The organism is Aeromonas genomosp. paramedia, from assembly GCF_023093515.1.
GTDB lineage: Bacteria > Pseudomonadota > Gammaproteobacteria > Enterobacterales > Aeromonadaceae > Aeromonas.
In genome coordinates this window covers 21,844-46,703 of record NZ_JAAROG010000002.1, presented here as the reverse complement: position 1 = coordinate 46,703, position 24,860 = coordinate 21,844, and the positions used below count along the sequence as shown (strand labels likewise).

Here is a 24,860-nt window from a genome sequence, read left to right as displayed (position 1 = left end):
TTTCTCCCCTTCATTGAGCCAAGCAGATCCATCCATGATAGTTGCCAGTCAAATCGAACTGATCCGCGGCGGCCGCACGCTGCTGGACAACGCGTCCGCCACCATTCACCCCGGCCACAAGGTGGGCCTGGTGGGCAAGAACGGCTGTGGCAAGTCCACCTTCTTTGCGCTGGTGCGGGGCGAGCTGGCCATCGACAACGGCAGCTTCAGCCTGCCTGCCGGCTGGCAGATTGCCGGCGTGGCCCAGGAGACCCCGGCGCTGGACTGCTCCGCGCTGGAGTACGTGGTCGATGGCGACAAGGAGTTCCGCGCCCTCGAAGCCCAGCTGGCCCAGGCCGAGGCGGATGACAATGGCCTCCTGGTCGCCGAGCTGCACGGCAGGCTCGACACCATAGGCGCCTACAGCATCCGCGCCCGCGCCGCCGAGCTGCTGCACGGGCTGGGCTTTGGTGGCGATCAGCTCGACTCGCCGGTAAGGAGCTTCTCCGGTGGCTGGCGCATGCGCCTGAACCTGGCCCAGGCCCTGCTGTGCCGCTCCGATCTGCTGCTGCTGGATGAACCGACCAACCACCTGGATCTCGACGCCGTCATCTGGCTGGAGAAGTGGCTCAAGGGCTATCAGGGCACGCTGGTGCTGATTTCGCACGACCGCGACTTCCTCGATTCGGTCATCAACCGCATCATCCACATCGAGAACGGCAAGCTCAACGAATACACCGGCGGCTACTCCGACTTCGAGCTGCAGCGCGCCGAGCAGCTGGCCCAGCAGCAATCCATGTACGAGAAGCAGCAGCGGGAGATGTCCCACATGCAGGCCTATGTGGACCGCTTCCGCTACAAGGCCTCCAAGGCCCGTCAGGCCCAGAGCCGGTTGAAAGCCATGGAGCGGATGGAGAAGATCCTGCCCGCCCACGCCGACTCCGAGTTCAGCTTCGAGTTTCGCGAGCCCTCGGCCCTGCCGACCCCCCTCATCGCCATGGAGAACCTGTGTGCCGGTTACGGTGACAAGGTGATCCTGGAGAAGATAAAGATGAACCTGGTGCCGGGCTCGCGCATCGGCCTGCTGGGGCGCAACGGCGCCGGCAAGTCCACCTTCATCAAGATGTTGTCGGGCTCCAATGCGCCGCTCTCGGGCAAGCTTGAAGTGAGCGCCGGGGTCAGCATCGGCTACTTCGCCCAGCATCAGCTCGAGACCCTGCGTCTGGACGATACCCCCCTCGATCACCTGGCTCGCCTCGCCCCGGACAAGTCCGAGCAGGAGCTGCGCAACTACCTCGGCAGCTTCGGCTTCCACGGCGACAAGGCGCTGGACAAGGTGGCCCCCTTCTCCGGTGGCGAGAAGGCGCGGCTGGTGCTGGCCCTCATCACCTGGCAAAAGCCGAACCTGCTGCTGCTGGATGAACCGACCAACCACCTGGATCTGGAGATGCGCCACGCCCTGACCATGGCGCTGCAAGGCTTCGAAGGCGCCATGGTGGTGGTCTCTCACGACCGTCACCTGCTGCGCACCACCACGGATGACTTCTATCTGGTCCACGGTGGCCGGGTCGAACCGTTCGACGGCGATCTGGACGACTACCACAAGTGGCTCGGCGAGCAGGAGAAAGAGGCCAACGCCAAGCCGGTGGACGGCCCCATCTCCGCCAACTCGGCGGTGGCACGCAAGGATCAGAAACGGCTCGAGGCCCAGTTCCGGCAAGCGACCCGGCCCCTGCGCCAGAAGCTGGAGAAACTCGAGGCCAGCATGGAGAAGCTGCAGGGCAAGCTTGGCGACATCGAGAGCCAGCTGGCCGATCCCGCCATCTACGAAGAGAGCGCCAAGGGCAAGCTCTCCGAGCTGCTCAAGTCCCAGGGCCCCCTCAAGGAGCAGCTGGAAGAGGTGGAGCTGGAGTGGATGAGCCTCAGTGAGGAGCTGGAAACCATGGAGCAGGCCTTCTTTGCGTGACGAACAGCTGATGGCAAGCGAGCGGGTCGCCGTGCACGAGCTGCCGACGCCGCTCGGCTTCTGGCACTGGAGCGGCAAGGTCTATGGCCAGCGCAGCCAGGACTGGCTCGAGGTGCAGAGCCAGGGGGGCAACGTCAATCTGGCGCTCCTGCTGCATCATCTGGACTTGCTCGGTATCCCGGTCGACCTCACCGATCTGCAACCGGCCCTGGTCCAGACCGAGGCCGTGCTGCTCCCCTGGCGCACCCTGCGCCAGCAAGCCAAATCACGGCTGGCCGAGGAGGAGTATCAGGCCATGCTGGCCCACGAGCTGGAGCTGGAGCGGCTGCAACAGGGGGTCTTGCTGCAGACCCTGCGCGGCCTCTCCCTGTTTCGTGGCAAGAGCCACAACCTGTTGAACTATCTATCGTTACTGGGTGCCCAGCAGGGCCCCCTCAGAGACCTAATATGCTGAGCTATCGCCACGCCTTTCACGCCGGCAACCATGCCGACGTGCTGAAACACGCCGTCCAGGCCCTGATCATCGAGTCCCTCAAGAAGAAGGAGAAGCCCTTCATCGTGCTGGACACCCATGCCGGTGGCGGTCTCTACGACCTGCGCGGCGACTGGTCCCAGAAGAAGGCTGAGTACGCCGACGGCATCGGCCGCCTGTGGGACGAGCGGGCCCAATGGTCCGCCATGGCCCCCTATCTTGGCGTCATCGAAGAGATGAATAGCGATGGTCAGCTGCACTACTACCCGGGCTCGCCGGAGCTGTCGCGCCGCCTTATCCGCGAGCAGGACAAGCTGGCGCTGATGGAGCTGCACAACAACGAGGTGGAGGATCTTCGCGCCAACATGGGCTATGACCCCCGCGTCGCCGTCCACCATCGCGACGGTTTCGAGGGGCTGGTCGCCCTGCTGCCGCCGACGCCGCGCCGGGGCCTGGTGCTCATCGACCCTCCCTATGAGCTGAAAGAAGACTACTTCGCCGTGGTCGATACCCTTAAAAAAGCGCAGAAGCGCTGGGCCACCGGCATCTACGCCCTCTGGTATCCCATCCTCGGGCAGGAGGCGGACAAGTCCCGCGACATGCTCAAGGCGATCAAGCGGGAAAACTTCGGCAATGTCCTGGTGGCGGAGCTCGAAGTGGCCGGCCAGACCGCCGATTGGGGCATGAACGGCTCCGGCATGCTGATCGTCAGCCCCCCCTGGATGCTGGACGAGCAGATCGAAGCCTTCCTCAAACCCCTGTGCGCCAAGCTGGCCCAGGGCGCCGGCGCCCAGTACAGGGTGGAGTGGCTCAACAAGGCAGCCGACTGAGTCCTCACCAGCCACAAACATGACAAAGCCCCGAAAGGGGCTTTTCTCTGTCTGCCGTTGCCGGAATGACGCCGCTCGCCTCAGGCCCTCACGGGCATATCTCGCCAGAGCGCCAGAATGAGCAGCGCCAGCAGGGCGAAGGGCGGCATCAGGCAGAGCAGTACGCACAGGACGGTGACAAGCACGGGGTGGCGGCTCTTGCGCCGGGCCAGTCGCCAGGCCACGACGCCGACAAGGATCATCAGCAGCAGGATGAACAGCACATAGATGTTGGCATTGATGGTCATGAAAGCTCCTTTTTCATGGCAAAAGGCACACTCTAGCGCCGCCATGGCCCCAGGCAACTCCCAATCTGGTGGCTTCTCCTCGGTCGATAGGCTTTTTCTATTTAGCTGATATATGAGAATGATTTTCATTTGATGTGATTCTGGGTGATACTGCCTTCATCGCCAGAGGAGATACCATCATGAAAAAGACCATCAGCTTCGCCATCCTGCACTTCAGTGTCGCCTTCACCGTGGCTTATTTGCTGACCGGCGAACTGCTCACCGCCAGCCTGATCGCCCTGATCGAGCCCGCCGTCAACACTGTCGCCTTCTACTTCCACGACCTTGGCTGGCACAAGCTCAAGCCCGACCACAGCCTGCAGGCCAAGACCAGCAGTTTCGCCCTGGTGCACTTCTCGGTGGCCTTCGGCGTCGCCTACCTGCTGAGCGGCGAGCTGCTCACCGGCGGCGTGATGGCACTGATCGAACCTGCCATCAACACAGTCGTCTTCTTCTTCCACGAGCGGCTGTGGCGCAGCCGCCAGACATTGGCGCTGGCGTAAGGGAGGGCGACCAGCCCTTCCCCTTCACGAGCTGCCATAACAGCCGCCAACCCCTGGTGCTGGCCTAAAAGACAACCGGCCCCATGAGCCCAATGAGGGGGCATAGCCCCCTCTTGCAGACCCGGGGCACCGACGCATCCCTTGCCATAGCAGCTCATTCTTTGATCCCGCCCGAAAATCCATCACCCTGCCCTTCCCCTCATCGCTCCCCCCGCTAACATATCCGAATGGCAATATATGCCTCGTTGGAGTCACCCATGAGCCACGCCAGACACGTCCCTTTGGTCAATCGCAGCAATCTGGAAGCTGAAATCCAGTGCGGTAGCCATACCGGCGCTTACCATGGCCAAAGTCACACTGATTTTCTACACAGTCAAAATGGTTGTGTAAAAAGAAGAGGGAAAACGAATATCATCCGCTTCAGAGGCAGGAAAGTAATCCATTTATTTAAATGTTATTTAAAGTGGGTTAGATAGAGGGCTGTATTCATGTGTTAGTACCCCTTCCATCTAATCACTGTTACATTTTATGGAGGTTGATATGAGTAAGAATTCTCAACACGTAGTACGAAGTAGTGATGGCGGCTGGGCGGTAAAAAAAGGTGGTAGCTCAAAAGCAACTAAGCTCTTTGACACTCAGCAAGAGGCTATCGATTACGGCAGACAAGTAGCAAAAAATCAAAATGCCGAATTCTATGTCCATGGCCGTGATGGTCGAATCAAGGAGAAGGACAGTTATGGAAATGATCCTCATCCACCGAAGGACAAGAAATAGTTATGGATGATTTTGATTCTAATGTATTTGTGAACTGTCCATTTGATGATGATTATCGACAATTGCTACTTTCGGTCGTTTTCACAGTTAAAACTTTGGGATTTACTCCTCGTTTGTCTTTAGAGCGCAATGATTCAGGCGAAACGAGAATCGATAAGATCCTTAACCTAATACTTGAGTCTAAGTTCGGTATTCATGACCTATCCCGAATCATTTCGTCAGGTTCGGAGGAGCATTATCGTATGAATATGCCCTTCGAATTAGGGATTGATTATGGTTGTCAAAAACTTAAAGGCGATGTTTGGTCGAGAAAGAAAATACTTATTCTTGAAAAGGAAAGGTATCGTTATCAAAAGGCACTTTCTGACCTTTCTGGTTCGGATATTAAGAATCATGATGATGATCCAATAAAAGTCATAAAGGTTGTTAGAAATTGGTTTCTTCCTAGTGAAATAGAAAGGGCGCCAAGTGGGAGTGTAATATGGGGTGACTTTAATGACTTCCAAGCATTTTTACATGACGAGCTTGTAATTAATGATGGTCATGATTCTGTTGATGAGGTGGAAGTCATAGAAATTATTTCTATGATGGATTTATGGTTCGCAAAGAAATGTAACAAGTCAAGCCTGCAGGAGTTCGCAAGCGAGGCAGCTGTTTGAAGCGTTTTTATAAAGGAGAACCCATGCGCACTGAGCACGGAAAAATCGAGGGCGATATTGAAATCGTCTCTGAACTAAAAATGTATGGCATGTTTACCGGGAAAGTCACCGTTAAGCCTGGTGGCTTCCTCGTTTTGCATGGAATGGCTACGAAAGATTTGGTTGTTGAGCATGGCGCAGTTGTGGAGATGCTCGGAATGGTTACTGGCAACATAATCAACAGCGGTGGCAAGCTTTCCATCACAGGCACCGTAACTGGCCAGGTAATTGAGCAAGCGGGTGAAACGAAAATTTCGCCAAATGCTTCTATTGGCTAAATCGGTTATGTATACCAACTCCATACAGCCTGTAGATGCGATTAGAATAGCGTATTCATACCATCACATATAACCCAGCCACGACATAAACCAGGATCGGGAAATCTCCTTGGGGAGCCCTTTTCGGCCACCAGATGGCCCTGTCTGGCTCGCAGTAGCCACTATAAGCTCAATTTATGGATTTTCCGCAAATGACCCAATGTTTGCTTATAGTGGGCTCCTTTCACACCACCTTTGCGAGCAGCAATATGTATATCGGCGAATTTGCCCGGCTGGCGGGCACCACACCCAAGGCTGTCCGTCTCTACGAGCAGCTCGGGTTGCTGCCCGAGCCCAGGCGGCGCGGCAAGTATCGCGTCTACCGGGCCGAGGATCTGGAGTGGGTCGGCTTTATCCGCGAGGCCCAGCGACTTGGCTGCAAGCTGGGGGAGCTGGTTCCCTTGCTGGCGGGCCTAACCAGTCTCGCCGAGTTTCCCTGGCAGAAGGTGGAGCTGCTTATCGCGGGCAAGCTGGCGCAGATCGAGGCCGACGTGGCCAGGCTGCAACGCCAGCACCAGGCCTTGAGCCAGTGCGCCGCCCTGCTGGCGCAGCACCCCTGCCGCTATGGCGCCCCCGGCCAGAACGAGCCGCTCCCACAGGCTGAGCAAGGGCTTGCAGGACGGGCGCACAAGGTGGCTTGACTCTGTCCCATGGGACAAGGGGTGTAATGGGGGCTCACTTCATCAGGAGCCACGCCATGACACCCAAGCTGCTTATCATCAACGGCAACCCCAAACCCGACAGCCTCTGCCATGCCCTGGCCAGGGAGTATGCCCGCAGCGCCGAGGAGGGCGGCGCAGAGGTCACCCTGCATCACGTGGGGGAACTCGCCTTCGAGCCGGATCTGCACCATGGCTATGACGAGGCGCAGCCCCTCGAGCCCGATCTGCAGGCATTGCAGCAGAGCCTGAAGCAGGCCCACCATCTGGTGATCGTCGCCCCCCTCTGGTGGGGCCACCTGCCGGCCCGGCTCAAGGGGTTGCTGGACAGGGTGCTGCTCTCGGGGTTTGCCTTTCGCTATCAGGAAGGCAAGGCGCTTCCCGAACGCCTGCTCGCCGGCAAGACGGCGCGCCTGCTGCTCACCATGGACAGCCCTGTCTGGTACTACCGCTGGTGGCTGGGCTCCCCCGTCGAGCGTACCCTCGCCAAGCCCGTGCTCGGGCTGTGCGGCATCCGGCTGACCCATCGCCAGCATCTGGGGCCTGTCCATACCGCCAGCGAGCGGGAGCGGCAGCGCTGGCTGGGCCGTACCGCCGCCACGGCCCGCAGTGATGCACAGCGGCTGGCGCGGCGGCGACCCTGAGTCAGGGCGGCGACGACCTGATGACCATTGTTGTCGGCAGCGGTGCCCGAAGAGGCGGGCAAGGGAGCCTGGGGTGAAAAAGTCCTCGGCGGCCCGGCGCCCTTGTGCTGTAGTAAGTGGGAATCCCCTCTTGCTGGAGCCTTTTCGATGACCAAGATGTTGCTGGGCACCCTCGCCTTGATGCCGCTGCTGGCCAGTGCCGCCACCCCTTCCTTTGATTGTGCCAAGGCTCACAGCGCGGCCGAGCAGCTTGTCTGCCAGGACGCCGGGCTGGCGGCGCTGGATAACGAACTCGCCGCCCTCTACCCCAAGGCGCTGAGCAAGCTGTCGGCCGAGCAGCAGAAGACGGAGAAGGCGATGCAGCGCGGCTGGATCAAGGGGCGCAACGAGTGCTGGAAAGAGAGCGACTCGCGCCAATGCGTGGAGGAGAGCTACCAGCTGCGCATCACAGAGCTGCAGATAAAGGGGGGCCAGCTGAGGGTGCCAAGCCCGGTCGACTACCAGTGCGACGGCGGGATCCGGCTCTCGACCTACTTCTACAACGAGGCCAAGCGGCCCGCCGCCGTGATCAACCTGAGCGAGGGGGCGCAGCAGTCGCAAGTGCTCGCCTTTGAAGCTCCCAGCGCCAGCGGCGCCCGTTACGAGGGGCAGAATCTCACGCTGCTGACCAAGGGGAACGAAGCCAGGCTGGAGCGTTATGACCAAGCCGCCCGGCAGTGCCGCGTCAGCGGCCAATAAGCCCGCCCCGCCCATGAAAAAGCCCCGCAGTTGCGGGGCTTTTTGTTAGCGGTCACAGGGGTTATTTCACCGCAATAGCCTCGGCCATGGGGGTCTGGAACTCCTGCTCTGCCTCGGCGAAGCGATCCAGCATGGCCTTGGAGGGCGCCTTGTCCATCAGGCTGAACACCACTATCGCCAGGGTGGCGAAGACGAAGCCCGGGATGATCTCGTACAGGCCCAGCCAGCCGAACTGCTTCCAGACGATGACTGTCAGGGCTCCGGCCAGCATGCCGGCCAGGGCGCCGTTGCGGGTCATGCGGGACCAGAGCACGGAGAGCAGCACCACGGGGCCGAAGGCGGCACCGAAGCCGGCCCAGGCGTAGCTCACCAGCCCCAGTACCCGGTTCTCCGGGTTCACGGCCACGGCGATGGCGATGAGGGAGATCACCAGCACCATGGCGCGGCCGACCCACACCAGCTCTTTCTGGGAGGCATTCTTGCGCAGGAAGGGCTTGTAGAGATCCTCGGTGATGGCGCTGGAGCAGACCAGCAGCTGACAGCTCAGGGTACTCATCACCGCCGCCAGGATGGCGGAGAGCAGCACGCCGGCAACCCAGGGGTTGAACAGTATCTTGGAGAGCTCGATGAAGACCCGCTCCGGGTTGCCGGTGACGCCGGCGGCCTGCTCGGTGAAGGTGGAGAAGTAGGAGAGGCCGAAGAAGCCGATGGCCACGGCGCCGCCGAGGCAGAACACCATCCAGGTCATGCTGATGCGACGGGCGCTGGCCATGGAGTGGTGGGAGTCCGCCGCCATGAAGCGCGCCAGTATGTGGGGCTGGCCGAAGTACCCCAGGCCCCAGGCCATCAGGGAGATGATGGCGATGAAGTCCAGGTTCTTGAACATGTCGAGGTTGCTGGCGTTCTGCGCCGCCACCTGCACCATGGCGGTGTCGATGCCGCCGACCGCGATGATGACGAACACCGGGGTCAGGATCAGGGCGAAGATCATCAAGGTGGCCTGCACCGTATCTGTCCAGCTCACCGCGAGGAAGCCGCCGAAGAAGGTGTAGGTGATGGTGGCCGCGGCACCGACCCAGAGGGCGGTGTCATAGCTCATGCCGAAGGTGCTCTCGAACAGGCGGGCACCGGCCACCACGCCGGAGGCGCAGTAGATGGTGAAGAACAGCAGGATCACCAGAGCGGAGAGGATGCGCAGCACCCGGCTCTTGTCCTCGAAACGGTAGGTGAAGTAGTCCGGCAGGGTCAGGGCGTTGCGGTTCTTCTCGGTGTGAACCCGCAGCCGACCGGCCACCCAGCGCCAGTTGAAGTAGGCACCTATGGTGAGGCCGATGGCGATCCAGCTCTCGGAGATGCCGCCGATGAAGACGGCGCCAGGCAGGCCCATCAGGAGCCAGCCACTCATGTCGGAGGCCCCGGCGGAGAGGGCTGTCACCCAGCTCCCCATGCGGCGGCCGCCGAGAATGTAGTCGTCAAAGTTCTGGGTGGCGCGATAGGCGATAAAGCCGATCAGGACCATACCCAGGATGTACACCAGAAAGGTGATGAGCATTGGGGTGCTAGCTGTCATTCAAAACTCCGTTATGTGACTCTTGTACCCGTTCTCGCGACGGGCTCTTCCTTAAAAAACCGGCCTAGATTAATCAGCAGATCGCCTGATCACAACCATTTTTAACAAATAAAAAACACAGAGAAAACGTTTCACACCTAATCAAGTAACCAATCAAGAGCGGTTAGGCCGGATTTTATCCCGACGCTGCAAAGACTTACCCTCCTTTACGCATCATAAAAAAGCCCCGACCTTGGCCGGGGCTCGACATCGAGGGCAACCGGATCAGCGGTTGATGGCGATGGGCATGCCGCTGCGCTGCTCCAGGGCCTGCTTGACCAGCTGGGAGTCGCTGTCCGCGTGGGCGATGAAACGGGTCACCGCAGTGGACATGGGCAAGGGTGCCGGCAGGCTGGAGTTGAACTCCTCCTGGCTGCGGGAGAGGGGCTGGTGCACTTCCAGATAGCGACGACCATCCGGCTCGACCGAGGCCTTGATCGGCTGGTTCACGAACTGGACACGGGTGCCGACCGGTACCTGCTTGAACAGGTACTCGATGTCGTCGTTACGCAGCCGCACGCAACCGTGGCTCACCCGCAGGCCGATGCCGAACTGGGCATTGGTGCCGTGGATGGCGTACATCTTGCCGATGTAGAGCGCAAACAGCCCCATGGGGTTGTCCGGGCCGGCCGGCCAGACCGCAGGCAGGGTCTCGCCACGGGCGGCGTACTCGGCGTGCATCTTGGCGGTCGGGGTCCAGGTCGGGCCCGCCTTCTTGCGCTGCACGCTGGTCACCCAGTCTTCCGGGGTGTCGGTGCCGAGCTGGCCGATGCCGATGGGCAGCACTTCCACCACCTTCTTGCCTTTGGGGTAGTAGTAGAGGCGCATCTCGGCGACGTTCAGCACTATGCCCTCGCGGGGGGCATCCGGCAGGATCAGCTGGTGCGGCACGACCAGCTTCTCGCCCGCCTGCAGCAGCAGGGGATCCGCCTTGGGGTTGGCTTCCAGCATGTTGGTCAATCCCAGCTGGAACTTGGCCGCGGCCGCTTCCAGGGGCTGGCCCGCCTCTTCGGCCGGCACCACGTATTCCAGGTTCTCGCCCACCAGGCGGCTGTTGGCCGCTGGCAGGGCATATTCGACGGCAAGCACGGGCGTGGCGGTCAGGAGCAGGCTGCAGCACAGTGCAGCCGCCGTGTTGTGGAGGAGCTTCATAACTTTCCTGTGATATTGGGGTGATTCAGGACTCTGGCCAGGCCGGGAGCGGCTTGCGCGCCCGGGGCGAAGAGAAGGCCGCCATTTTTCTCCTCTGCACCGCAAATTTCAACCGACACTTGGTGACGGGTCGATGATTAATATGGCGTTTTCCCCTGCCCTCATCCTGCAACAAGAATCAAATCACCCGTTCTTCCAGGCGTGCATGTCATAACCGGTTGGAGATTGATGCAACCGCAGATGAAATTGCCCGATAATGGCGAATATATGGTCGAATATATCGGCCTGGATCCCTTCGTAATCGGCCCAGGCGGTGGTCGCCGTGAAGCAGTAGATCTCCAGCGGCAGGCCGTCGGAGGTCGGTGCCAGCTGGCGCACCATCAGGGTCATGTCCTTGCGAATGCCGGGGTGGGCACGCAGGTAGGCATCCAGATAGGCGCGCAGGGTGCCGAGGTTGGTGAGGTGACGGCCATTGATGGGGCAGCTGATGGCGTCGCTCAGTTGCTGGTTGTAGCTGCTCAGCTCCTGCTCCTTGCGGCTGAGATAGGGGGCCAGCAACCTGGCCTGCTTGAGCTGCAACTGCTCCTCGGCGGTCAGGAAGCGCACGCTGGTCATGTCGATGTTGACGCTGCGCTTGATGCGCCGGCCACCGGATTCCGTCATCCCCTGCCAGTTCTTGAAGGAGTCGGAGATGAGGGCATAGGTGGGAATGGTGGTGATGGTCTTGTCCCAGTTCGACACCTTGACCGTGGTGAGGCCGATGTCGGTCACCTCGCCATCGGCGCCGTACTTGTCCATCTGCAGCCAGTCACCGACGCTCAGCATGCGGTTGGCGGAGAGCTGGATCCCGGCCACCAGACCGAGGATGGGGTCCTTGAACACCAGCATCAGCACCGCTGTCATGGCCCCCAGGCCGCTGAACAGGAAGAGCGGCGACTTGCCGAGCAGCAGGGCGATCATCAGGATGCCGACCAGGATGCTGGCCACCAGTTTCACCCCCTGGAAGATGCCGCGCAGGGGCAGATCCCGCCCGAGCCGGGTATGGCGGCTCACCGACAGCAGGCAGTCGAGCAGGGCAAACAGGGCGAGCAGCAGGAACAGCAGGATCCAGAGCTGGGCCAGCATCTCGATAAGCTGCAGGCTGTCGGACTCCCTGGGCAGCCAGATCTCCGCCTGACCGAGCAGCACGGCCCCCTGCAGCACCAGGGCGAGCCGGTAGAAGAGCCGCTGCTGCAACTGGGGCGGCAGCCACACCTGCTTGGTCTTGCCGAGCAGCCCCACCAGGCGCACCAGCAGGATGCGGTGCAGCACCAGGTGCAGTGCCAACCCGGTCAGCACGATGAAGCCCAGGGCGATCACCAGCGCCATCATGGCGGTGACCTCCACCCCGAGACCGGACAACCAGTTGAAAAATATCTCCTTCATCTCTACCTCTGCGACGTGAAACTGCGGTCAGGGTACGTATCTGGCCCCCCATGTCAAATGACAGCTTGCTCAACGAGCCCCCGAAACGACAACGCCCGGCAGAGGCCGGGCGTTGATTCGCTGCGAGGTGGCCTTAACCGACCAGGCTCAGGGCATCGCGGGCGATGACCAGCTCCTCGTTGGTGGGCATCACCATGGCCAGGCGGCTGCCTTCGGCGGTGATGGGGCCTTCACCCCCCAGCACGGCGGCGTTGTTGGCCTCCTTGTCGACCTTGAAGCCGAACAGGGCCAGCCGCGCCAGCACCATCTCGCGCACCATGGCGGCGTTCTCGCCGATGCCGCCGGTGAACACCAGGGCGTCCAGACGACCGTCCATGGCGGCGGCATAGGCCCCGACATACTTGGCAACTCTGTAGGTGAAGACATCCAGTGCCCGCTTGGCGCCGGCGTCGGTGGCATAGTTGCTGGTGACGTAACGGCAGTCGCTGCTCGCTTCGGTCATGCCCAGCAGACCGGACTCGCGGGTCAGCACCTGGTTGATCTCGTCCACGCTGTAGCCGAGCTGGTCGTGCATGAAGAAGACCACGGCGGGATCGATGTCGCCGGAGCGGGTGCCCATCGCCAGCCCTTCCAGCGGGGTCAGGCCCATGGAGGTATCGACGGACTCGCCGTTTCGGATGGCGCAGACGGAGGCACCGTTGCCCAGATGGCAGTTGATGATGTTGAGCTCGGACAGCGGCTTGCCCAGCGCCTTGGCGGTCTCTTCGGCGATGAAGCGGTGGGAGGTGCCGTGGGCGCCGTAACGACGGATGCCGTTCTCCTGATAGAGCTTGTAGGGCAGCGCGTAGAGGTAGGCTTCCTGCGGCAAGGTCTGGTGGAAGGCGGTGTCGAACACGGCCACGTTCTTCTCGGCCAGGGCCGGGAAGACCTTGAGGGCGGCGCGGATGCCGATGAGGTGCGCCGGGTTGTGCAGGGGGGCGAACGGAATGGCGGCCTCGATGCCGGCGATGACGCCATCATCGATGCGCACGGAGCGGGAGAACTGCTCGCCACCGTGCACGATGCGATGGCCGATGGCGACCAGTTGCTCGGCGAGTGTCGGATCCTGGGGCAGGATGTGACCCACTATGTGGTCAAGGGCGGCCTGGTGCGCGGCACCGGCGCCCAGCATGGCTTCGCCCTTGACTCCGTGGAGTTTCCATTTGATACGTGCGTCATCCAGATTGAAGCATTCGGCCAGGCCGGACAGCATGTCCTCACCTGTTTCGGCGTCCATTACGGCAAATTTCAGGGAAGAGCTACCGCAGTTAAGGATCAATACCAACTTGCTCATGTTCTACATCTTCCTGTGCTTCGGCTTTATGCCGACAGTGTCGTGTCATCCAACATGGATGGGATTCCCCTGCCGGGGGCGTTATGGTCGCAGGAAAGTGCGCCCAATTTTTCAAACTGTCTGGCGCCGACCCAGGGCCTGGCGCGCTTATCCTTTCAAACTCTCTGGCGCCGACCGCCAACCCTGGACCTGGCGCGCTCATCTTTCTCAAACTCTCTGGTGCAGACTCGGGACTGGCGCACACATCGAATCATCAATGCGGGACAGGCCAGCGAGTATTCAACGCGGCCCTGTCGTGGCGGGTGCCCGGGCACCCGGCGCTGCGGCTCAGACCGAGGTCAGCAGCGACTGGTGGACCTTGACAACCAGCTTCTTCACCAAGCCCGGGGTGGTCAGGGTACAGAGAGGGCGATGCAGTTCTCCCGGCCAGAAGATGGCAAAGTCGCCGGGCTGCAACGCCAGATAACTGGTCTGGTCGTCATCGACGAACCAGAGATCGGGGTGGGGATGATCGGCACCGTCGCTCACATAGGCATGGGGCCCGACGCCGATCCACTCCTCCCCCCGCAGCAGCAGCTGGATGTCCAGATACTGCTCATGAAACTCGCCGCGGCGATCCGCGACCGGCTCGGTCAGCGCCTCGCTCACCAGGCAGAACAGCTTGAGGCCGTCGATCTCCTGCTTGCCAAGCGGCGCCTCACGCCAGTGGGCAAGGCTCTTCACCACCTCGGCCATGATGCGGGCCAGGGGTGCGGGCAAGGGGGTGCGTTGCAAGGTATCCAGACTGCCGGTGATCATGGGGTTCGCATCCTTAGGTATATCTGCCGCCTATCTTTGTCCATCAATGAAAAAGGACCCCTAAAGGTCCTTATTCAGCGTCGTCTGCCATCCGTGCAGACTCGAAGAGCGCCTGGTTCGTCTTGTTGGCGCCGGGTCACTGTTGCACAGTCGCCCGCCCCTTGCCAAGAGATACCCGCTCATTCACCCGATGATCGTACCAGTTGAAACAATATTATTCACTAGTCGATTGCCAGCGACTTTGACCAGACGCAAAAACGGGAGCATCTGCTCCCGTTTTTTTCACCGAATCGGCGTCATTCAAACCTTGCTGGCGTTCTCCACCGGCTTGGCGTACATGGCACGCCAGATGGCCTTGTGCTCTTCCGGCACCTCCGACTGGCGGGTCAGGAAGGCGGTCTGCTCTATGATGCTGGCCTTGCCGGGCACATCTGCGGCCAGGTAGTTGCCCGGGAAGAGGCGGTAGCTGCTCCAGATCGCCTTGTCGATGAGCGCGGCCAGTTCGTCCGGATCGCTGAAACCCTCTGTGATGGGGGCGCCGAAGGAGACATGTACCCGCCCCTTCTGGCCGACGATGCCGGCGACTATGCTCTCGATGTCCTCGAACTCGCCCTTCTCGTAGCTGCCGTTGACCGACTTCTCGTAGAGCTCCCGCGCCTTGGCCTTGTCGGTGGGGTCCAGCTCGTAGCTGATGCTCACCGGCACTATGTTGAGGCTGCGCATGTAGTCGACGAAGTCGATCTTCTGCTTCTTGCCGTCCACGTAGAACATCTTGAGGATGGCCGGATCCGTCTTGTCGTCCCCGTTCTTGGCGCGCCCTTCCTTCTGGGCGATCCAGATGGAGTGCCCCTCGTGCACCGATTGCCCTATGTAGGCAGAGAGCTCGCCGAGGGCCTTCATCATCTCCCGCGGCCCCTTGGCGGAGCGCTTGACGATGAAGCTCTTGTTGAGCTTCATCAACTCGGTGGCGCAGGGCTTGCGAAGCAGGTTGTCACCGATGGCGATGCGCACGGTGTCGAAGCCATGGGTGTGCAGCCCCCAGTTGACGAACGCCGGATCCATGGCGATGTCCCTGTGGTTGGAGACGAACAGATAGCCCTGCTCCTTCTTCAGATGCTCTAGGCCGGAGAAGCTCACCCCCTGGGTGGAGGTGGCTATCATGCGGCTCATGTAGCGGGTCACCCCCATCTGCACCTGATGAACGGTGCTGACCTTGGCCCACTTGTGGCGCAGGAACTGGCGGATCAGCGGGCGAATGGCCCAGCCCAGCCAGCTCATCAGGGAACCGAAACGGTATTTGGCGATGGCGCCGATAAACTCGTCATCCTGGATCAGCCGCTCGATGGCAGCCGGCACTTCGTCATCGCGATAGGGGCGAATGTCCGCGAATCTATCTACTTCTGTCACAATGTCAGCCTTGCATGTATGGAGTCGCGACCAGCTGCTGCTGGCCGGGAAAATTCAGGGCGCAATTTTACACGCTTTTGGGGTCAGGGGTATGAGAGGCATACAGATAGTGCGATCTTGCCGTGAAAAAGCCGAGAGAACCTGGGTAACCAGGATCCGGGACGACCTGCGCCGACGACTTGACGAGGGGCTGGCCCCGCCCGGAGAAAGCCACCGACTCCTCAACCGGCCGGATTGAGCAGCGCGGTGAGGACATGGTCCTCCCAGCGGCCGTTGATCATCAGATAGTCCCGGGCATAGCCTTCCCGCTCGAACCCGAGACGCGCCAGCAGGGCGCCGCTGCGCCGGTTCACCGGCATGTAGCTCGCCATGATGCGGTGCAGGTCGCGCTCCCGGAACAGATAGTCGATGCCGGCAGTCACCACCTCCTGCATCAGCCCCTGCCCCTCATGGGCCTGGTCGATGGCATAGCCCAGATGGCATGCCTTGAACATGCCCATCATGATGTGGGTGAAGTTGCAGGTGGCGAGCACCCGCTCCCCTTTGGGATCGAGCGCCACCAGTTGCACGGCGCTGCCGTCGAAAAACTGGCCGTAACCGTCGCGTAGCCGCCCCTGCCAGTGACCCAGGGTATAGAAGCTCTCGTCCCGTCTCGGCTCCCAGGGCTGCAGATGGGTGCGGTTGCGCAGGTAGAAATCCAGCATCAGCTCGGCCCGCTCCGGGGGAAGGACGGTCAGCCGGGTGCGGGCCGTGGTGATATGGGGCAGGGTCAGCACTGTGCCTCCCCATGCTGGCCAGGCATGGCGCCAGCGACCTGGCAGGGCCTGGACCCCATCAGTGATCCCGTTCCCGCAGCCTGAGCCAGTCATCCCGCAGCAGACCGTAGTGGACGTGATCCACCACCCTGTCCGCCAGCCGCTCCGCCCGCCGGGTGATCCCCTCCTGCTGCATGCCGAGCCGTTCGCACACCGCCCGGCTGGGCTCGTTCTCCAGCGCGGCGCTGATCTCCACCTTCTCCATCCCCATCTCCTCGAAGGCGTGATGGATCAGGGCCTGACAGGCCCGGGTGATGATGCCGTTGCCCTGCCAGCGCTCCGCCAGCCAGTAGCCGATGCTGACCTTGGCCAGCCCCTGATCGATCTGGTTGTAACCGATGACACCCACCACCTCCCCCTGATACTCGATGGCGGTGGTCAGCCCCTCGCCCCGGGCAAATTTCTCGATGGCGTGGCGAATGAAGGTGGCGCTGTCAGAGGGCTGCTGGATGTGGGGCACCCAGGGCAGCCACTGGGAGAGATAGTCGCGATTACGCTGGCAGAGGCGAAAGAGTTCGCTGGCCATGTCGGGTTGCAGGAACAGGAGCGCCAGCTCGTCATCCAGTTGCCATGAAAACATTGCACCTCCCCCGCCTTTGGTCCGGCCCCCGCCGTCATGGGAGCCAATGTAGTCAATCAATCCCTTGTTTGCCAAGGACTTTCGCTGCCTTTCACCGGCAGGCAACCCCCATATGGATGTGCCCATTTGGGCACTATTTTCAGCCTTGCAGCAATCAGCCCTTTCATTGGCACAAGTCACCAGATTAATGACGACTTTCAGCAGCCACGGATGGAAACAGTCAGATCTGCTACGCCTTTATGCTGCTCTGTCACAAATGACAGGCAGTTATTTCAGACCGGCGCACTAGTGTAAGAGCGCCGGGCAACGGACCCGGCGTGTAATCTTCATCGACTAAGGAAAGACGAGATGAACAAAGTCTATTTGGCCGTCATGCTGGCCTGCTGGGGAAGCGCCGCCATGGCGGCGGAACAGGTGGAAGTGAACCAGGTCTCCGACCTGCCCGGCGCGGTGAGCGGCGCCGCCAGGATCGGCGCCCTCGCCGCAGGGGATGGCGAGTTTCGCAAGGTGCGGGCGGTGACGCTGCCCAATGGCCAGCAGCGGATACGCTATGAGCAGACCTGGCAGGGCATTCCGGTGTGGGGCCAGGTGCTGGTGGCCGATCAGGCCCTGGGGGGCCAGGTCAACCAGGTGTCCGGCACCATGCTGCGCAAGATAGATGCCGACCTGACGGGCCCGGCCGTCGCCCTCTCTGCCAGCGACGCCGCCCTCAAGGCCCGCAGCGGCGCCAAGGGGAGCAACGAACAGGTCAAGCTGTTCGTGATGCAGGATGAGACCGGTCAGGCCAGGCTGGTCTATCTGGTCTCCTGGCTCGCCGCCAGCAAGGAGCCGAGCCGCCCCTTCGTGATGATCGACGCCCAGACCGGCAGCGAGCTCAAGCGCTGGGAGGGGATCAACCACAAGGACGCCACAGGCCCGGGGGGCAACGTCAAGACCGGCAAGTACTTCTATGGCGCCGATTTTGGTCCCCTCAAGGTGGACGACAGCTGCCGCATGAGCAGCACCAACGTGGACACCATCAACCTCAACCACGCCACCAGTGGGGGGGCGGTGCACCAGTTCAGCTGCCCGGAGAACACGGTCAAGGAGATCAACGGCGCCTACTCTCCCCTCAACGATGCCCACTACTTCGGCAACGTGGTGTTCGACATGTACCGCAACTGGTACAACACGGCGCCGCTCAGCTTCAAGCTCAAGATGCGGGTGCACTACAGCCGCAACTACGAGAACGCCTTCTGGGACGGCAGCCAGATGACCTTCGGCGACGGCGCCACCACCTTCTACCCCCTGGTGAGCCTGGACGTGGCGGCCCACGAGGTGAGCCACGGCTTCACCGAGCAGAACTCGGGCCTGGTCTACTCGGGTCAGTCGGGCGGCATCAACGAGGCCTTCTCCGACATGGCGGGGGAAGCGGCAGAAAACTACATGAAGGGCAGCAACGACTGGCTGGTGGGGGCCCAGATCTTCAAGGGCAACGGCTCCCTGCGCTACTTCGAGGATCCGACCCGGGACGGCAGCTCCATCGGCCATGCCAGCGATTACTATGACGGCATCGACGTGCATCACAGCTCCGGGGTCTACAACCGCGCCTTCTACCTGCTGGCCAACACCAGCGGCTGGCATACCCGCAAGGCATTCGAGGTGTTCGTGCTGGCCAACCGCCTCTACTGGGGCCCCAACACCAGCTTCGACCAGGGTGCCTGCGGCGTGACCAGGGCGGCCACCGATCTCGGCTACAGCCTGAGCGACGTGGCGGCTGCCTTCAGTGCGGTCGGGGTCAACGCCAGCTGCGGCGCCACGCCCCAACCCGGCAACGTGCTGCAAAACGGGGTCGCCGTGACCAATCTCACCGCCACCAAGGGGGGCAAGCTGAACTACACCATCGAGGTGCCCGCCGGCAGAAGCCAGCTGGTGGTGACCAGCAGCGGCGGCAGCGGGGATGCGGATCTCTACGTGAAGTTCGGCAGCGTGCCAACCAGCAGCAGCTATGACTGCCGCCCCTACAAGAGCGGCAACGCCGAAACCTGCACCCTGAACTCGCCCAAGGCGGGCACCTGGCACGTGCAGTTGAGCGGCTTCAGTGCCTTCTCGGGGGTGAGCCTCAAGGCCAGCTACTGATCCCGAATGTCAGTGAAGGGAGAGCGCCGGACTTGTCCGGCGCTTTTTTCATGCGGGCTTGCCCGACCAGCGCCGGGCCAGGGTGCGCGCCGCCTCCAGCACCCGCTCCTTGGCGGGATTGGGCCGCTTGCCGCTGCGCCAGGCCATCATCACGTCCCAGTGATCCGGCGGCAGATCCGTCACATCCAGTTTCACCAGGCGGCCAAACTCCAGGTCCCGGGTGATGGCGAGCGCCGGCATCAGGGTGATGAAGCCATGCTCCAGCGCCAGCTCCCGCGCCGCACTGGCGGGCTGGATGGCGTGCAGCGGGCTCGCTACCTGGCGCAGCAGTCGCAGCTGCAGGATCAACTCGTCACAGCCGGTGCCCCACTGCTGGGGGGCCAGCCGCTCGTTGGCGATGTCCTGCAGGGTCAGCCCCTGCCGTCCGGCCAGCGGATGGGTGGCACAGGCCACGGCGATGATGGGGGAGCGATAGAGCAGCTCGAGCTGGATGCCCGCGATGGCGGGACACTTGAGGATGAAGCCGACGTCTGTCTCGCCGGTCAGCAGCTCCTGCATGATGACGCCGGAGTGATCCGTGCTGCAGCGGATCTCGAAGGCCTCGTCCACCAAAGCCAGCAGCAGGGGACCAAACACCACTGTAGTCAGGGAGGGGAGACAGGAGAGCCGGATCCGCGGCAAGGCGGGCGCCCCCTGCATCGCCAGCCGCCCCCCCTCCAGGGCACTCAACGCACTGGTGGCCGCCGGCAGGAACTGCTCGCAGGCCGGTGTGGGGGTGGCGCCACGGCGGTGACGACGGAACAGGGACTGACCCAGCTCCTGCTCCAGCACGGCGATCCGCTGGCTCACCATGGGTTGTGACCAGCCGCGAATGGCCGCCACCTTGCTGAAGCTGCCACGGTTGGCCACATCCAGCAGCAATTGCAAATCATCGAGTGTCACAGCCATAACCAAATCCAATATGAAATATAGCCAGTTGTCGGCTACCACTATATCTGGAGCCCCACCAGAATAGCAGCATCAATCGTCGTGAAATGGCAGAACGCCAGCGAGTCAGGGACTTATCGTCGCCCTTGGCTCTGTTTGGTGACGGCGCCATTCGGATAATGAGTACACAACAAATAATGTCATCGAAGCAAGCAGGGGTATAAGGGTCATGGTGGAGCGGGCGAGGCGGTTGGGGCGGTGGTTCTTGGCATTGGATTCCCTCTTGGTGATCCTGGGGTTCTTCGTGGTGATGCCCATGATCAGCCTGCGATTCGTGGATCAGCTTGGCTGGGCCGCCGGTGTGGTCGGGCTCGCGCTGGGGCTGCGTCAATTGACCCAGCAGGGGCTGGGGGTCTTCGGCGGCTCGCTGGCCGACAAGTTCGGGGCTCGCCCCCTCATCGTCTGCGGCATGTTGCTGCGGGCGCTGGGCTTTGCCAGCCTGGCCTATGCCCAGAGCGGGCTGGAACTCATCGTCTCCTGCATCATCTCTGGGCTCGGCGGCTGCCTGTTCGATCCCCCCCGCGCCGCCCTGGTGATCAAATTCACCCGCCCGCGGGAGCGCGGCCGCTACATCTCCCTGCTGATGATGCTGGAGAGTGCCGGCGCCGTGGTGGGGGCCCTGCTCGGCAGCTGGCTGCTCAACTTCGACTTTGAATATGTCTGCCTGCTGGGAGCAGGTCTGTTCATCTGCGCCGCCCTGTGCAACCTGCTGATCCTGCCCCCCTACAAGCTCTCCCTGCGGCCGACCCCGATCCGGACAGGCCTCGGCCAGGTGCTGGCGGACAAGGCCTTCTGCCGGCTGGTGCTGATCTTAAGCGGCTACTACGCGCTCTGGGTGCAGGTGATGCTGATCTTCCCCATCCTGGTCAAACAGATGGCGGGCAGCACCACGGCGGTGGGCTGGATGTATACCCTGGAGACGGCCATCTCCCTGGCCCTGCTCTACCCCCTTGCCCGTTACGGCGAGCGCCACTTCAAGCTGGAAAACCGCCTGATGGCGGGGGTGCTGCTGATGACGGCGGGGATAGGGCTGGTGGCCTTTGCCACCACCTTGCCTGCGGTCTTCCTGCTGCTCGCCTGCTTCTATCTCGGCATCGTCATCGCCGAGCCGGCGCGGGAAACGCTCATGACCAAGCTGGCCCAGCCGGGGGCGCGCGGCAGCTACATGGGCTTCAGTCGCCTTGGTCTGGCGCTGGGTGGCATGACGGGGTACGTGGGGGGCGGCGCCCTGCACGACTACGCCATGGCCCAGGGCCAGCCCTGGCTGCCCTGGCTGGTGCTCGGCACCGTCGGCGTCACCACCCTGCTGCTGCTGGTGAACTGCTTTCAGCGCGATTCCCGCCTGGCCCAGGTCAATGCCTGATCCTTGAGCACACAATGCGGATGACCCCGGGGCGCCCCTCCTTCGAGTCGGCGCCCTTCTTTATATGCGGCAACACAGGACCGGCTCCCCCTCCCCTTGGCTGCCCTCCTCTTTCCCCCACCCCACAGACCGAATGGCGCACATAAAAAAAGCGGCAGATTGCTCTGCCGCTTTGTGTCCATCTGGCTGGGTTACTTGTCGATATCCAGCAGATTGTTGTTCAACATGTAGTCGATGACCTGGTTGGCCGTGGATCCCGATCCCCCGGTCAGAGTGTCGAAGGTGTGATTCACCAGCACTATCTCCTGGGTCACAGGTGCCGCGCTGCTCTCCTTCACCTGCAGGTGCACCCCTTCGCTGTCCTGGAACACCGAGAGCAGGCTCTTCAGGGAGCTCTGGTTCTTGCTGCCATCGCTGTCGAGCAGGTCGCTCAGATCCAGCTTGTCCCCTTCCGACTTGCTGAAATCGACGACATAGTCCTTGGCAACGGAGCCTGCGACCGTGTCCCCCTTCAGCCAGGTGAAGGTATCGGATCCCGCATCCCCCTTGAGAACATCGTTGCCAATCCCCCCGATGAGGATGTCGTTGCCCAGCCCGCCACTCAATATGTCGTTGCCAGTACCGCCGTACAGGGTGTCGTTGCCGCTGCCACCACTCAACACGTCGCTGCCACTCTCGCCAAACAGGGTGTCGTTGCCGCTGCCACCGAACAGGATGTCGTTGCCGGCGCCGCCATACAGGAAGTCGTCACCGCCCTGACCGAACAGGATGTCATTACCATCCCCGCCGAGCAGCACATCCGCCTTGTCGTTGCTCGACGACTGATCGAACTCGCTGGCGTGCTCCGTGATATAGGAATGCACCTGGGCATCGGTCACCGACCCGGCCCCCAGCTTGCCGCTCACATACTGCTTGATGGCCGCATAGCCTTCCCCGCTGATACCGGTGAAGCGTACTGCGTCGCCAAACAGGATGTCGTCGCCCGCTCCACCATCGAAGCGGTCGGCCCCCGGCAGGTTGCTGTTCGTGGAGCCCAGTATGGTACTGGCGAGATCGCTGGCATCCACATTGGTATGGGTGATCTCATCCGAGTCATAGGACCGGAGGTCAGCTTCGGAGATGTCCGCTCCCAAACCGATAGCCTCAACAAGCACCCCTTTTGACGTCAGCAGCTGATAACCGAGCAAGGAATCGGAGCGAACGTCCTGGGTACTGTTTCGACCGTCCCCCCCAAGCAGCTGGATCTGGTTCTGACTATTGCTGCCCTTGACGATGACGCCAACAGTGGCCTTAGACCAGTTGCCCCACTCTTGCGTCCACTTGATGACTTCCCCTTTGCTGTTTACCACTTCGACCCCACGGTAGGTCACGGTATTGCCGAGCACATAGTTGCCGAGGTTCAAAGAGGTACTGCTGAGATACTCATCACCGTAACCATTCCAATCGATGACCTTCACATCACTGAGTTTGGTGGTGGCGCCGAGATCATAGAAAGTCGGTTTGCCATCGGTGATGAAATAGGCCAGGTTCTTCGCATCGACATTGTTTGTCGCCATGCTGCTGGCAAACCAGTCCGCCGCCTTGCTAAACGCCGCCTCATAGTTGGTGCCACCATCGGCGGACATCCCCTTGAGGGCATCAAGCAGTATCTTCAATGCCCCACTATCGGCCAGATTGACACTGACACTGCCGCGAATAGTAGTATCGAAATCCGCGAGGAAGAGATTGACGGTCCCCGCATTGTCAGAGCCCGCGCTGGTCTTGAGGCTGGTAAAGACCTGCTCCAGCTGTGTACGGATCGTCTCCATTGCCTCGTCACCGATACTACCGGAACTATCAACGATGAAGGCAATGTTGTAGTTCTGACCCGGCAGCACCACGCTGCCATCCAGATCCCCCACCACGATATTGTGCTCGCTCCCATAGTTGCGAGTCTGGCTTCCCTGTTCCCCTTCCGTGCCCTGGAAATAACTCAGCCGGATGCTGTCATCGTCACTGGCCGTGTTGGTCTGATTTGCATGCAGCTCACGAGTGGTCGCCTCCACCTTAAGATCCACCTGACCTGCCTGGGCACCCGGCACCCGCAGAGTGAGGCCACTGAGGGAGACATCCAGGGCACTGTTGCTCCACAGGCCACTGCTCGCAGGCAGGCGGAGTGTGCCCTCCGCCCCGACCGTACCGAGCAGCTCATTCCCCTGATAGAGCTTGCTCCCTGCCGGCAAGCCGCTCAGCAACAAGCTGTCGAGTACTTCACTGCCATCGCGGTCCGTGAGGGAAACCTTGATATCGATCGGGTAATCCACCTGGGTCGGCTGTACCAGGGTCAGCTCCCCCGTGCTCTGATTGATCGCGTAAATGCCGTCATCGAACTGTACGTGTTCGATATCGTGGAGTGCCTTGATGACCCCGACGCCCCTTTCATTAACACTGAAATTAAACCAGGCATCATGGACTGAGTGGCCGCTCCCTTTCTGAACCACGTAATCGGCCCGGTTGCCGCGCAGCACGGCAATATCATCGCCCGTGTCACCATAGAGGCCATCGTTACCCAGACCGGCCACCAGGATGTCATTGTCAGTCCCGCCATAGAGGGAATCACCCTGCTCTGCGTTGCCGCCAACCAGCAGGTCATCTCCACCCTTGCCGTAGAGCATGTCGCCGCCGCCCTTGCTGCTCAGCAGGTAGTCATTCTTGGTATTGGATCCATTCAACTGATCATTGCCGCTGCTGGCGTCCCGCTTCGGAGCGCCGACTCCCAGATCGGTATGGTCGATATTGCCTGACTGGAAGCTGTCGGTGCTGATGCCAGCGCTCGGGAACCCCTGGTAGAGGGGGGTACCATTACCACTCAACACCACATCCACGGTGGGCTTGTCGGCCACCGCCGCCACATCGATCACCAGCTTGCCGCCGTTACTGAGGTTGGCACCGTCGCTTATCTGATAGCCAATGTTGGCATAGTCGCCCTTCATGTTGCCGACCAGGGCGCCGTTGCCGTTAGCGGCATTGGCGCTCGATTCATTCAGACCGGGCACGAAGCGCAGATGGCCCGCATTCACCTCGGCGTAGGAGATGAGGGATCCGGTTTGCACCGCAACCCACTGCCCTGTGGCATTGAGGTATTCGAGGGTACCGTTCAGGGGTAGGGTGTTGATCTGTACCCCGAGATCAGCTGCGGCCTGATCGTCGCTGGCACCGAACTGGGCCCAGGTCAGCACCTGGGGCTTGTCTTCCTGTCCGACACAGTGGCCCCCGGCCGCCGTCGGCGCCCGATCGTTGTCCACGATGGTGCCGATGGCGTCTTTGCCACCCACCGTCAGTGTCAGGGTCTCGTCCGCTTCGTCCACGCGGTCATCAACGGTCGGCA

Annotated in this window: 23 protein-coding genes; 12 read left to right on the top strand and 11 right to left on the bottom strand. The window is 61.5% G+C overall.

Annotated elements, in window-relative coordinates:
• The first annotated feature begins 34 nt into the window (after positions 1–34).
• The 3 genes from HB860_RS02315 to HB860_RS02305 are packed head-to-tail and all read left to right on the top strand — an operon-like array spanning position 35 to position 3,247.
• Complete coding sequence (locus HB860_RS02315) at positions 35–1,945, top strand: ABC transporter ATP-binding protein (RefSeq protein ID WP_247625628.1); 1,911 nt, start codon at positions 35–37, stop codon at positions 1,943–1,945.
• Positions 1,938–2,399: a DUF2390 domain-containing protein gene (locus tag HB860_RS02310; RefSeq protein WP_202046630.1), complete on the top strand. Its 462-nt coding sequence runs from the start codon at positions 1,938–1,940 to the stop codon at positions 2,397–2,399. The genes HB860_RS02315 and HB860_RS02310 overlap by 8 nt, the downstream gene beginning before the upstream one ends.
• Positions 2,393–3,247, top strand: a complete 855-nt coding sequence (locus HB860_RS02305; RefSeq protein ID WP_247625627.1) for a 23S rRNA (adenine(2030)-N(6))-methyltransferase RlmJ — start codon at positions 2,393–2,395, stop codon at positions 3,245–3,247. The genes HB860_RS02310 and HB860_RS02305 overlap by 7 nt, the downstream gene beginning before the upstream one ends.
• A gap of 80 nt (positions 3,248–3,327) precedes the next feature.
• On the opposite strand, the gene HB860_RS02300 is transcribed toward HB860_RS02305, so the two are convergent.
• Positions 3,328–3,534 (bottom strand): hypothetical protein, encoded by a 207-nt coding sequence (locus tag HB860_RS02300; RefSeq protein ID WP_139435985.1) that lies wholly within the window; start codon positions 3,532–3,534, stop codon positions 3,328–3,330.
• 179 nt (positions 3,535–3,713) lie between these two features.
• Between HB860_RS02300 and HB860_RS02295 the strand changes: the two genes are divergently transcribed.
• The 7 genes from HB860_RS02295 (at position 3,714) to HB860_RS02265 (ending at position 7,906) form a co-directional block, all read left to right on the top strand.
• On the top strand, positions 3,714–4,076 hold the full coding sequence (locus HB860_RS02295) for a DUF2061 domain-containing protein (RefSeq protein WP_247625626.1): 363 nt from the start codon (positions 3,714–3,716) through the stop codon (positions 4,074–4,076).
• 540 nt (positions 4,077–4,616) lie between these two features.
• A complete protein-coding gene (locus HB860_RS02290) occupies positions 4,617–4,850 on the top strand; it encodes a DUF2188 domain-containing protein (protein WP_247625625.1) in 234 nt (77 codons plus the stop codon).
• Positions 4,851–4,852: 2 nt separating this feature from the next.
• Positions 4,853–5,509 (top strand): hypothetical protein, encoded by a 657-nt coding sequence (locus HB860_RS02285; protein ID WP_247625624.1) that lies wholly within the window; start codon positions 4,853–4,855, stop codon positions 5,507–5,509.
• A gap of 23 nt (positions 5,510–5,532) precedes the next feature.
• Positions 5,533–5,826 (top strand): hypothetical protein, encoded by a 294-nt coding sequence (locus HB860_RS02280; RefSeq protein WP_247625623.1) that lies wholly within the window; start codon positions 5,533–5,535, stop codon positions 5,824–5,826.
• A 248-nt stretch (positions 5,827–6,074) separates the two neighbouring features.
• A complete protein-coding gene (locus tag HB860_RS02275) occupies positions 6,075–6,506 on the top strand; it encodes a MerR family transcriptional regulator (RefSeq protein WP_247625622.1) in 432 nt (143 codons plus the stop codon).
• Positions 6,507–6,562: 56 nt separating this feature from the next.
• On the top strand, positions 6,563–7,168 hold the full coding sequence (locus HB860_RS02270) for an NAD(P)H-dependent oxidoreductase (protein WP_247625621.1): 606 nt from the start codon (positions 6,563–6,565) through the stop codon (positions 7,166–7,168).
• 147 nt (positions 7,169–7,315) lie between these two features.
• Complete coding sequence (locus tag HB860_RS02265) at positions 7,316–7,906, top strand: MliC family protein (RefSeq protein WP_247625620.1); 591 nt, start codon at positions 7,316–7,318, stop codon at positions 7,904–7,906.
• A gap of 61 nt (positions 7,907–7,967) precedes the next feature.
• Here HB860_RS02265 and putP read toward each other — a convergent pair whose 3' ends face one another.
• From putP to HB860_RS02225, 8 genes are all read right to left on the bottom strand, one after another.
• Complete coding sequence (putP, locus tag HB860_RS02260; protein WP_247625619.1) at positions 7,968–9,476, bottom strand: sodium/proline symporter PutP; 1,509 nt, start codon at positions 9,474–9,476, stop codon at positions 7,968–7,970.
• Between the two features lie 264 nt (positions 9,477–9,740).
• Complete coding sequence (locus HB860_RS02255; protein WP_139435966.1) at positions 9,741–10,667, bottom strand: L,D-transpeptidase family protein; 927 nt, start codon at positions 10,665–10,667, stop codon at positions 9,741–9,743.
• A 183-nt stretch (positions 10,668–10,850) separates the two neighbouring features.
• Positions 10,851–12,092 carry a mechanosensitive ion channel family protein gene (locus HB860_RS02250; RefSeq protein WP_139435964.1) on the bottom strand — a complete coding sequence of 414 codons (1,242 nt, stop codon included), beginning with the start codon at positions 12,090–12,092 and terminating at the stop codon, positions 10,851–10,853.
• 133 nt (positions 12,093–12,225) lie between these two features.
• The gene (locus HB860_RS02245; RefSeq protein WP_247625618.1) at positions 12,226–13,425 is read right to left on the bottom strand and encodes an acetate kinase; all 1,200 of its coding nucleotides are present in this window, start codon (positions 13,423–13,425) and stop codon (positions 12,226–12,228) included.
• A gap of 327 nt (positions 13,426–13,752) precedes the next feature.
• Positions 13,753–14,223, bottom strand: a complete 471-nt coding sequence (locus HB860_RS02240; protein ID WP_139435960.1) for a YhcH/YjgK/YiaL family protein — start codon at positions 14,221–14,223, stop codon at positions 13,753–13,755.
• A gap of 300 nt (positions 14,224–14,523) precedes the next feature.
• Entirely contained in the window at positions 14,524–15,630 is a 1,107-nt protein-coding gene (locus HB860_RS02235; protein WP_247625617.1) for a 1-acyl-sn-glycerol-3-phosphate acyltransferase, read from the bottom strand.
• Between the two features lie 221 nt (positions 15,631–15,851).
• Positions 15,852–16,403 carry a ribosomal protein S5-alanine N-acetyltransferase gene (gene rimJ, locus HB860_RS02230; RefSeq protein ID WP_139436032.1) on the bottom strand — a complete coding sequence of 184 codons (552 nt, stop codon included), beginning with the start codon at positions 16,401–16,403 and terminating at the stop codon, positions 15,852–15,854.
• A 61-nt stretch (positions 16,404–16,464) separates the two neighbouring features.
• Positions 16,465–17,025: a GNAT family N-acetyltransferase gene (locus HB860_RS02225; RefSeq protein WP_025325892.1), complete on the bottom strand. Its 561-nt coding sequence runs from the start codon at positions 17,023–17,025 to the stop codon at positions 16,465–16,467.
• A 348-nt stretch (positions 17,026–17,373) separates the two neighbouring features.
• Here HB860_RS02225 and HB860_RS02220 point away from each other — a divergent pair, with 348 nt between their 5' ends.
• Positions 17,374–19,143, top strand: coding sequence for a M4 family metallopeptidase (locus HB860_RS02220; protein ID WP_247625616.1), 1,770 nt, complete (start codon positions 17,374–17,376; stop codon positions 19,141–19,143).
• A gap of 48 nt (positions 19,144–19,191) precedes the next feature.
• Here the strand turns inward: HB860_RS02220 and HB860_RS02215 are convergent, their stop codons facing one another.
• A complete protein-coding gene (locus HB860_RS02215; protein ID WP_025325890.1) occupies positions 19,192–20,091 on the bottom strand; it encodes a LysR family transcriptional regulator in 900 nt (299 codons plus the stop codon).
• Positions 20,092–20,299: 208 nt separating this feature from the next.
• Here HB860_RS02215 and mdtH point away from each other — a divergent pair, with 208 nt between their 5' ends.
• Complete coding sequence (gene mdtH / locus HB860_RS02210; protein ID WP_247625615.1) at positions 20,300–21,493, top strand: multidrug efflux MFS transporter MdtH; 1,194 nt, start codon at positions 20,300–20,302, stop codon at positions 21,491–21,493.
• A 191-nt stretch (positions 21,494–21,684) separates the two neighbouring features.
• Here the strand turns inward: mdtH and HB860_RS02205 are convergent.
• Positions 21,685–24,860 (bottom strand): type I secretion C-terminal target domain-containing protein (locus HB860_RS02205; RefSeq protein ID WP_247625614.1); only part of this gene is annotated, 3,176 nt, incomplete at its 5' end.

What these genes read in the sequence shown, in the direction of transcription:
- HB860_RS02315 (WP_247625628.1), top strand. Translation starts at nt 35, where the DNA reads ATGATAGTTGCCAGTCAAATCGAACTGATCCGCGGCGGCCGCACGCTG.
- HB860_RS02305 (WP_247625627.1), top strand. Translation starts at nt 2,393, where the DNA reads ATGCTGAGCTATCGCCACGCCTTTCACGCCGGCAACCATGCCGACGTG.
- HB860_RS02300 (WP_139435985.1), bottom strand. Translation starts at nt 3,534, where the DNA reads ATGACCATCAATGCCAACATCTATGTGCTGTTCATCCTGCTGCTGATG.
- HB860_RS02295 (WP_247625626.1), top strand. Translation starts at nt 3,714, where the DNA reads ATGAAAAAGACCATCAGCTTCGCCATCCTGCACTTCAGTGTCGCCTTC.
- HB860_RS02290 (WP_247625625.1), top strand. Translation starts at nt 4,617, where the DNA reads ATGAGTAAGAATTCTCAACACGTAGTACGAAGTAGTGATGGCGGCTGG.
- HB860_RS02285 (WP_247625624.1), top strand. Translation starts at nt 4,853, where the DNA reads ATGGATGATTTTGATTCTAATGTATTTGTGAACTGTCCATTTGATGAT.
- HB860_RS02280 (WP_247625623.1), top strand. Translation starts at nt 5,533, where the DNA reads ATGCGCACTGAGCACGGAAAAATCGAGGGCGATATTGAAATCGTCTCT.
- HB860_RS02275 (WP_247625622.1), top strand. Translation starts at nt 6,075, where the DNA reads ATGTATATCGGCGAATTTGCCCGGCTGGCGGGCACCACACCCAAGGCT.
- HB860_RS02270 (WP_247625621.1), top strand. Translation starts at nt 6,563, where the DNA reads ATGACACCCAAGCTGCTTATCATCAACGGCAACCCCAAACCCGACAGC.
- HB860_RS02265 (WP_247625620.1), top strand. Translation starts at nt 7,316, where the DNA reads ATGACCAAGATGTTGCTGGGCACCCTCGCCTTGATGCCGCTGCTGGCC.
- putP (WP_247625619.1), bottom strand. Translation starts at nt 9,476, where the DNA reads ATGACAGCTAGCACCCCAATGCTCATCACCTTTCTGGTGTACATCCTG.
- HB860_RS02255 (WP_139435966.1), bottom strand. Translation starts at nt 10,667, where the DNA reads ATGAAGCTCCTCCACAACACGGCGGCTGCACTGTGCTGCAGCCTGCTC.
- HB860_RS02250 (WP_139435964.1), bottom strand. Translation starts at nt 12,092, where the DNA reads ATGAAGGAGATATTTTTCAACTGGTTGTCCGGTCTCGGGGTGGAGGTC.
- HB860_RS02245 (WP_247625618.1), bottom strand. Translation starts at nt 13,425, where the DNA reads ATGAGCAAGTTGGTATTGATCCTTAACTGCGGTAGCTCTTCCCTGAAA.
- HB860_RS02240 (WP_139435960.1), bottom strand. Translation starts at nt 14,223, where the DNA reads ATGATCACCGGCAGTCTGGATACCTTGCAACGCACCCCCTTGCCCGCA.
- HB860_RS02225 (WP_025325892.1), bottom strand. Translation starts at nt 17,025, where the DNA reads ATGTTTTCATGGCAACTGGATGACGAGCTGGCGCTCCTGTTCCTGCAA.
- HB860_RS02220 (WP_247625616.1), top strand. Translation starts at nt 17,374, where the DNA reads ATGAACAAAGTCTATTTGGCCGTCATGCTGGCCTGCTGGGGAAGCGCC.
- HB860_RS02215 (WP_025325890.1), bottom strand. Translation starts at nt 20,091, where the DNA reads ATGGCTGTGACACTCGATGATTTGCAATTGCTGCTGGATGTGGCCAAC.
- mdtH (WP_247625615.1), top strand. Translation starts at nt 20,300, where the DNA reads ATGGTGGAGCGGGCGAGGCGGTTGGGGCGGTGGTTCTTGGCATTGGAT.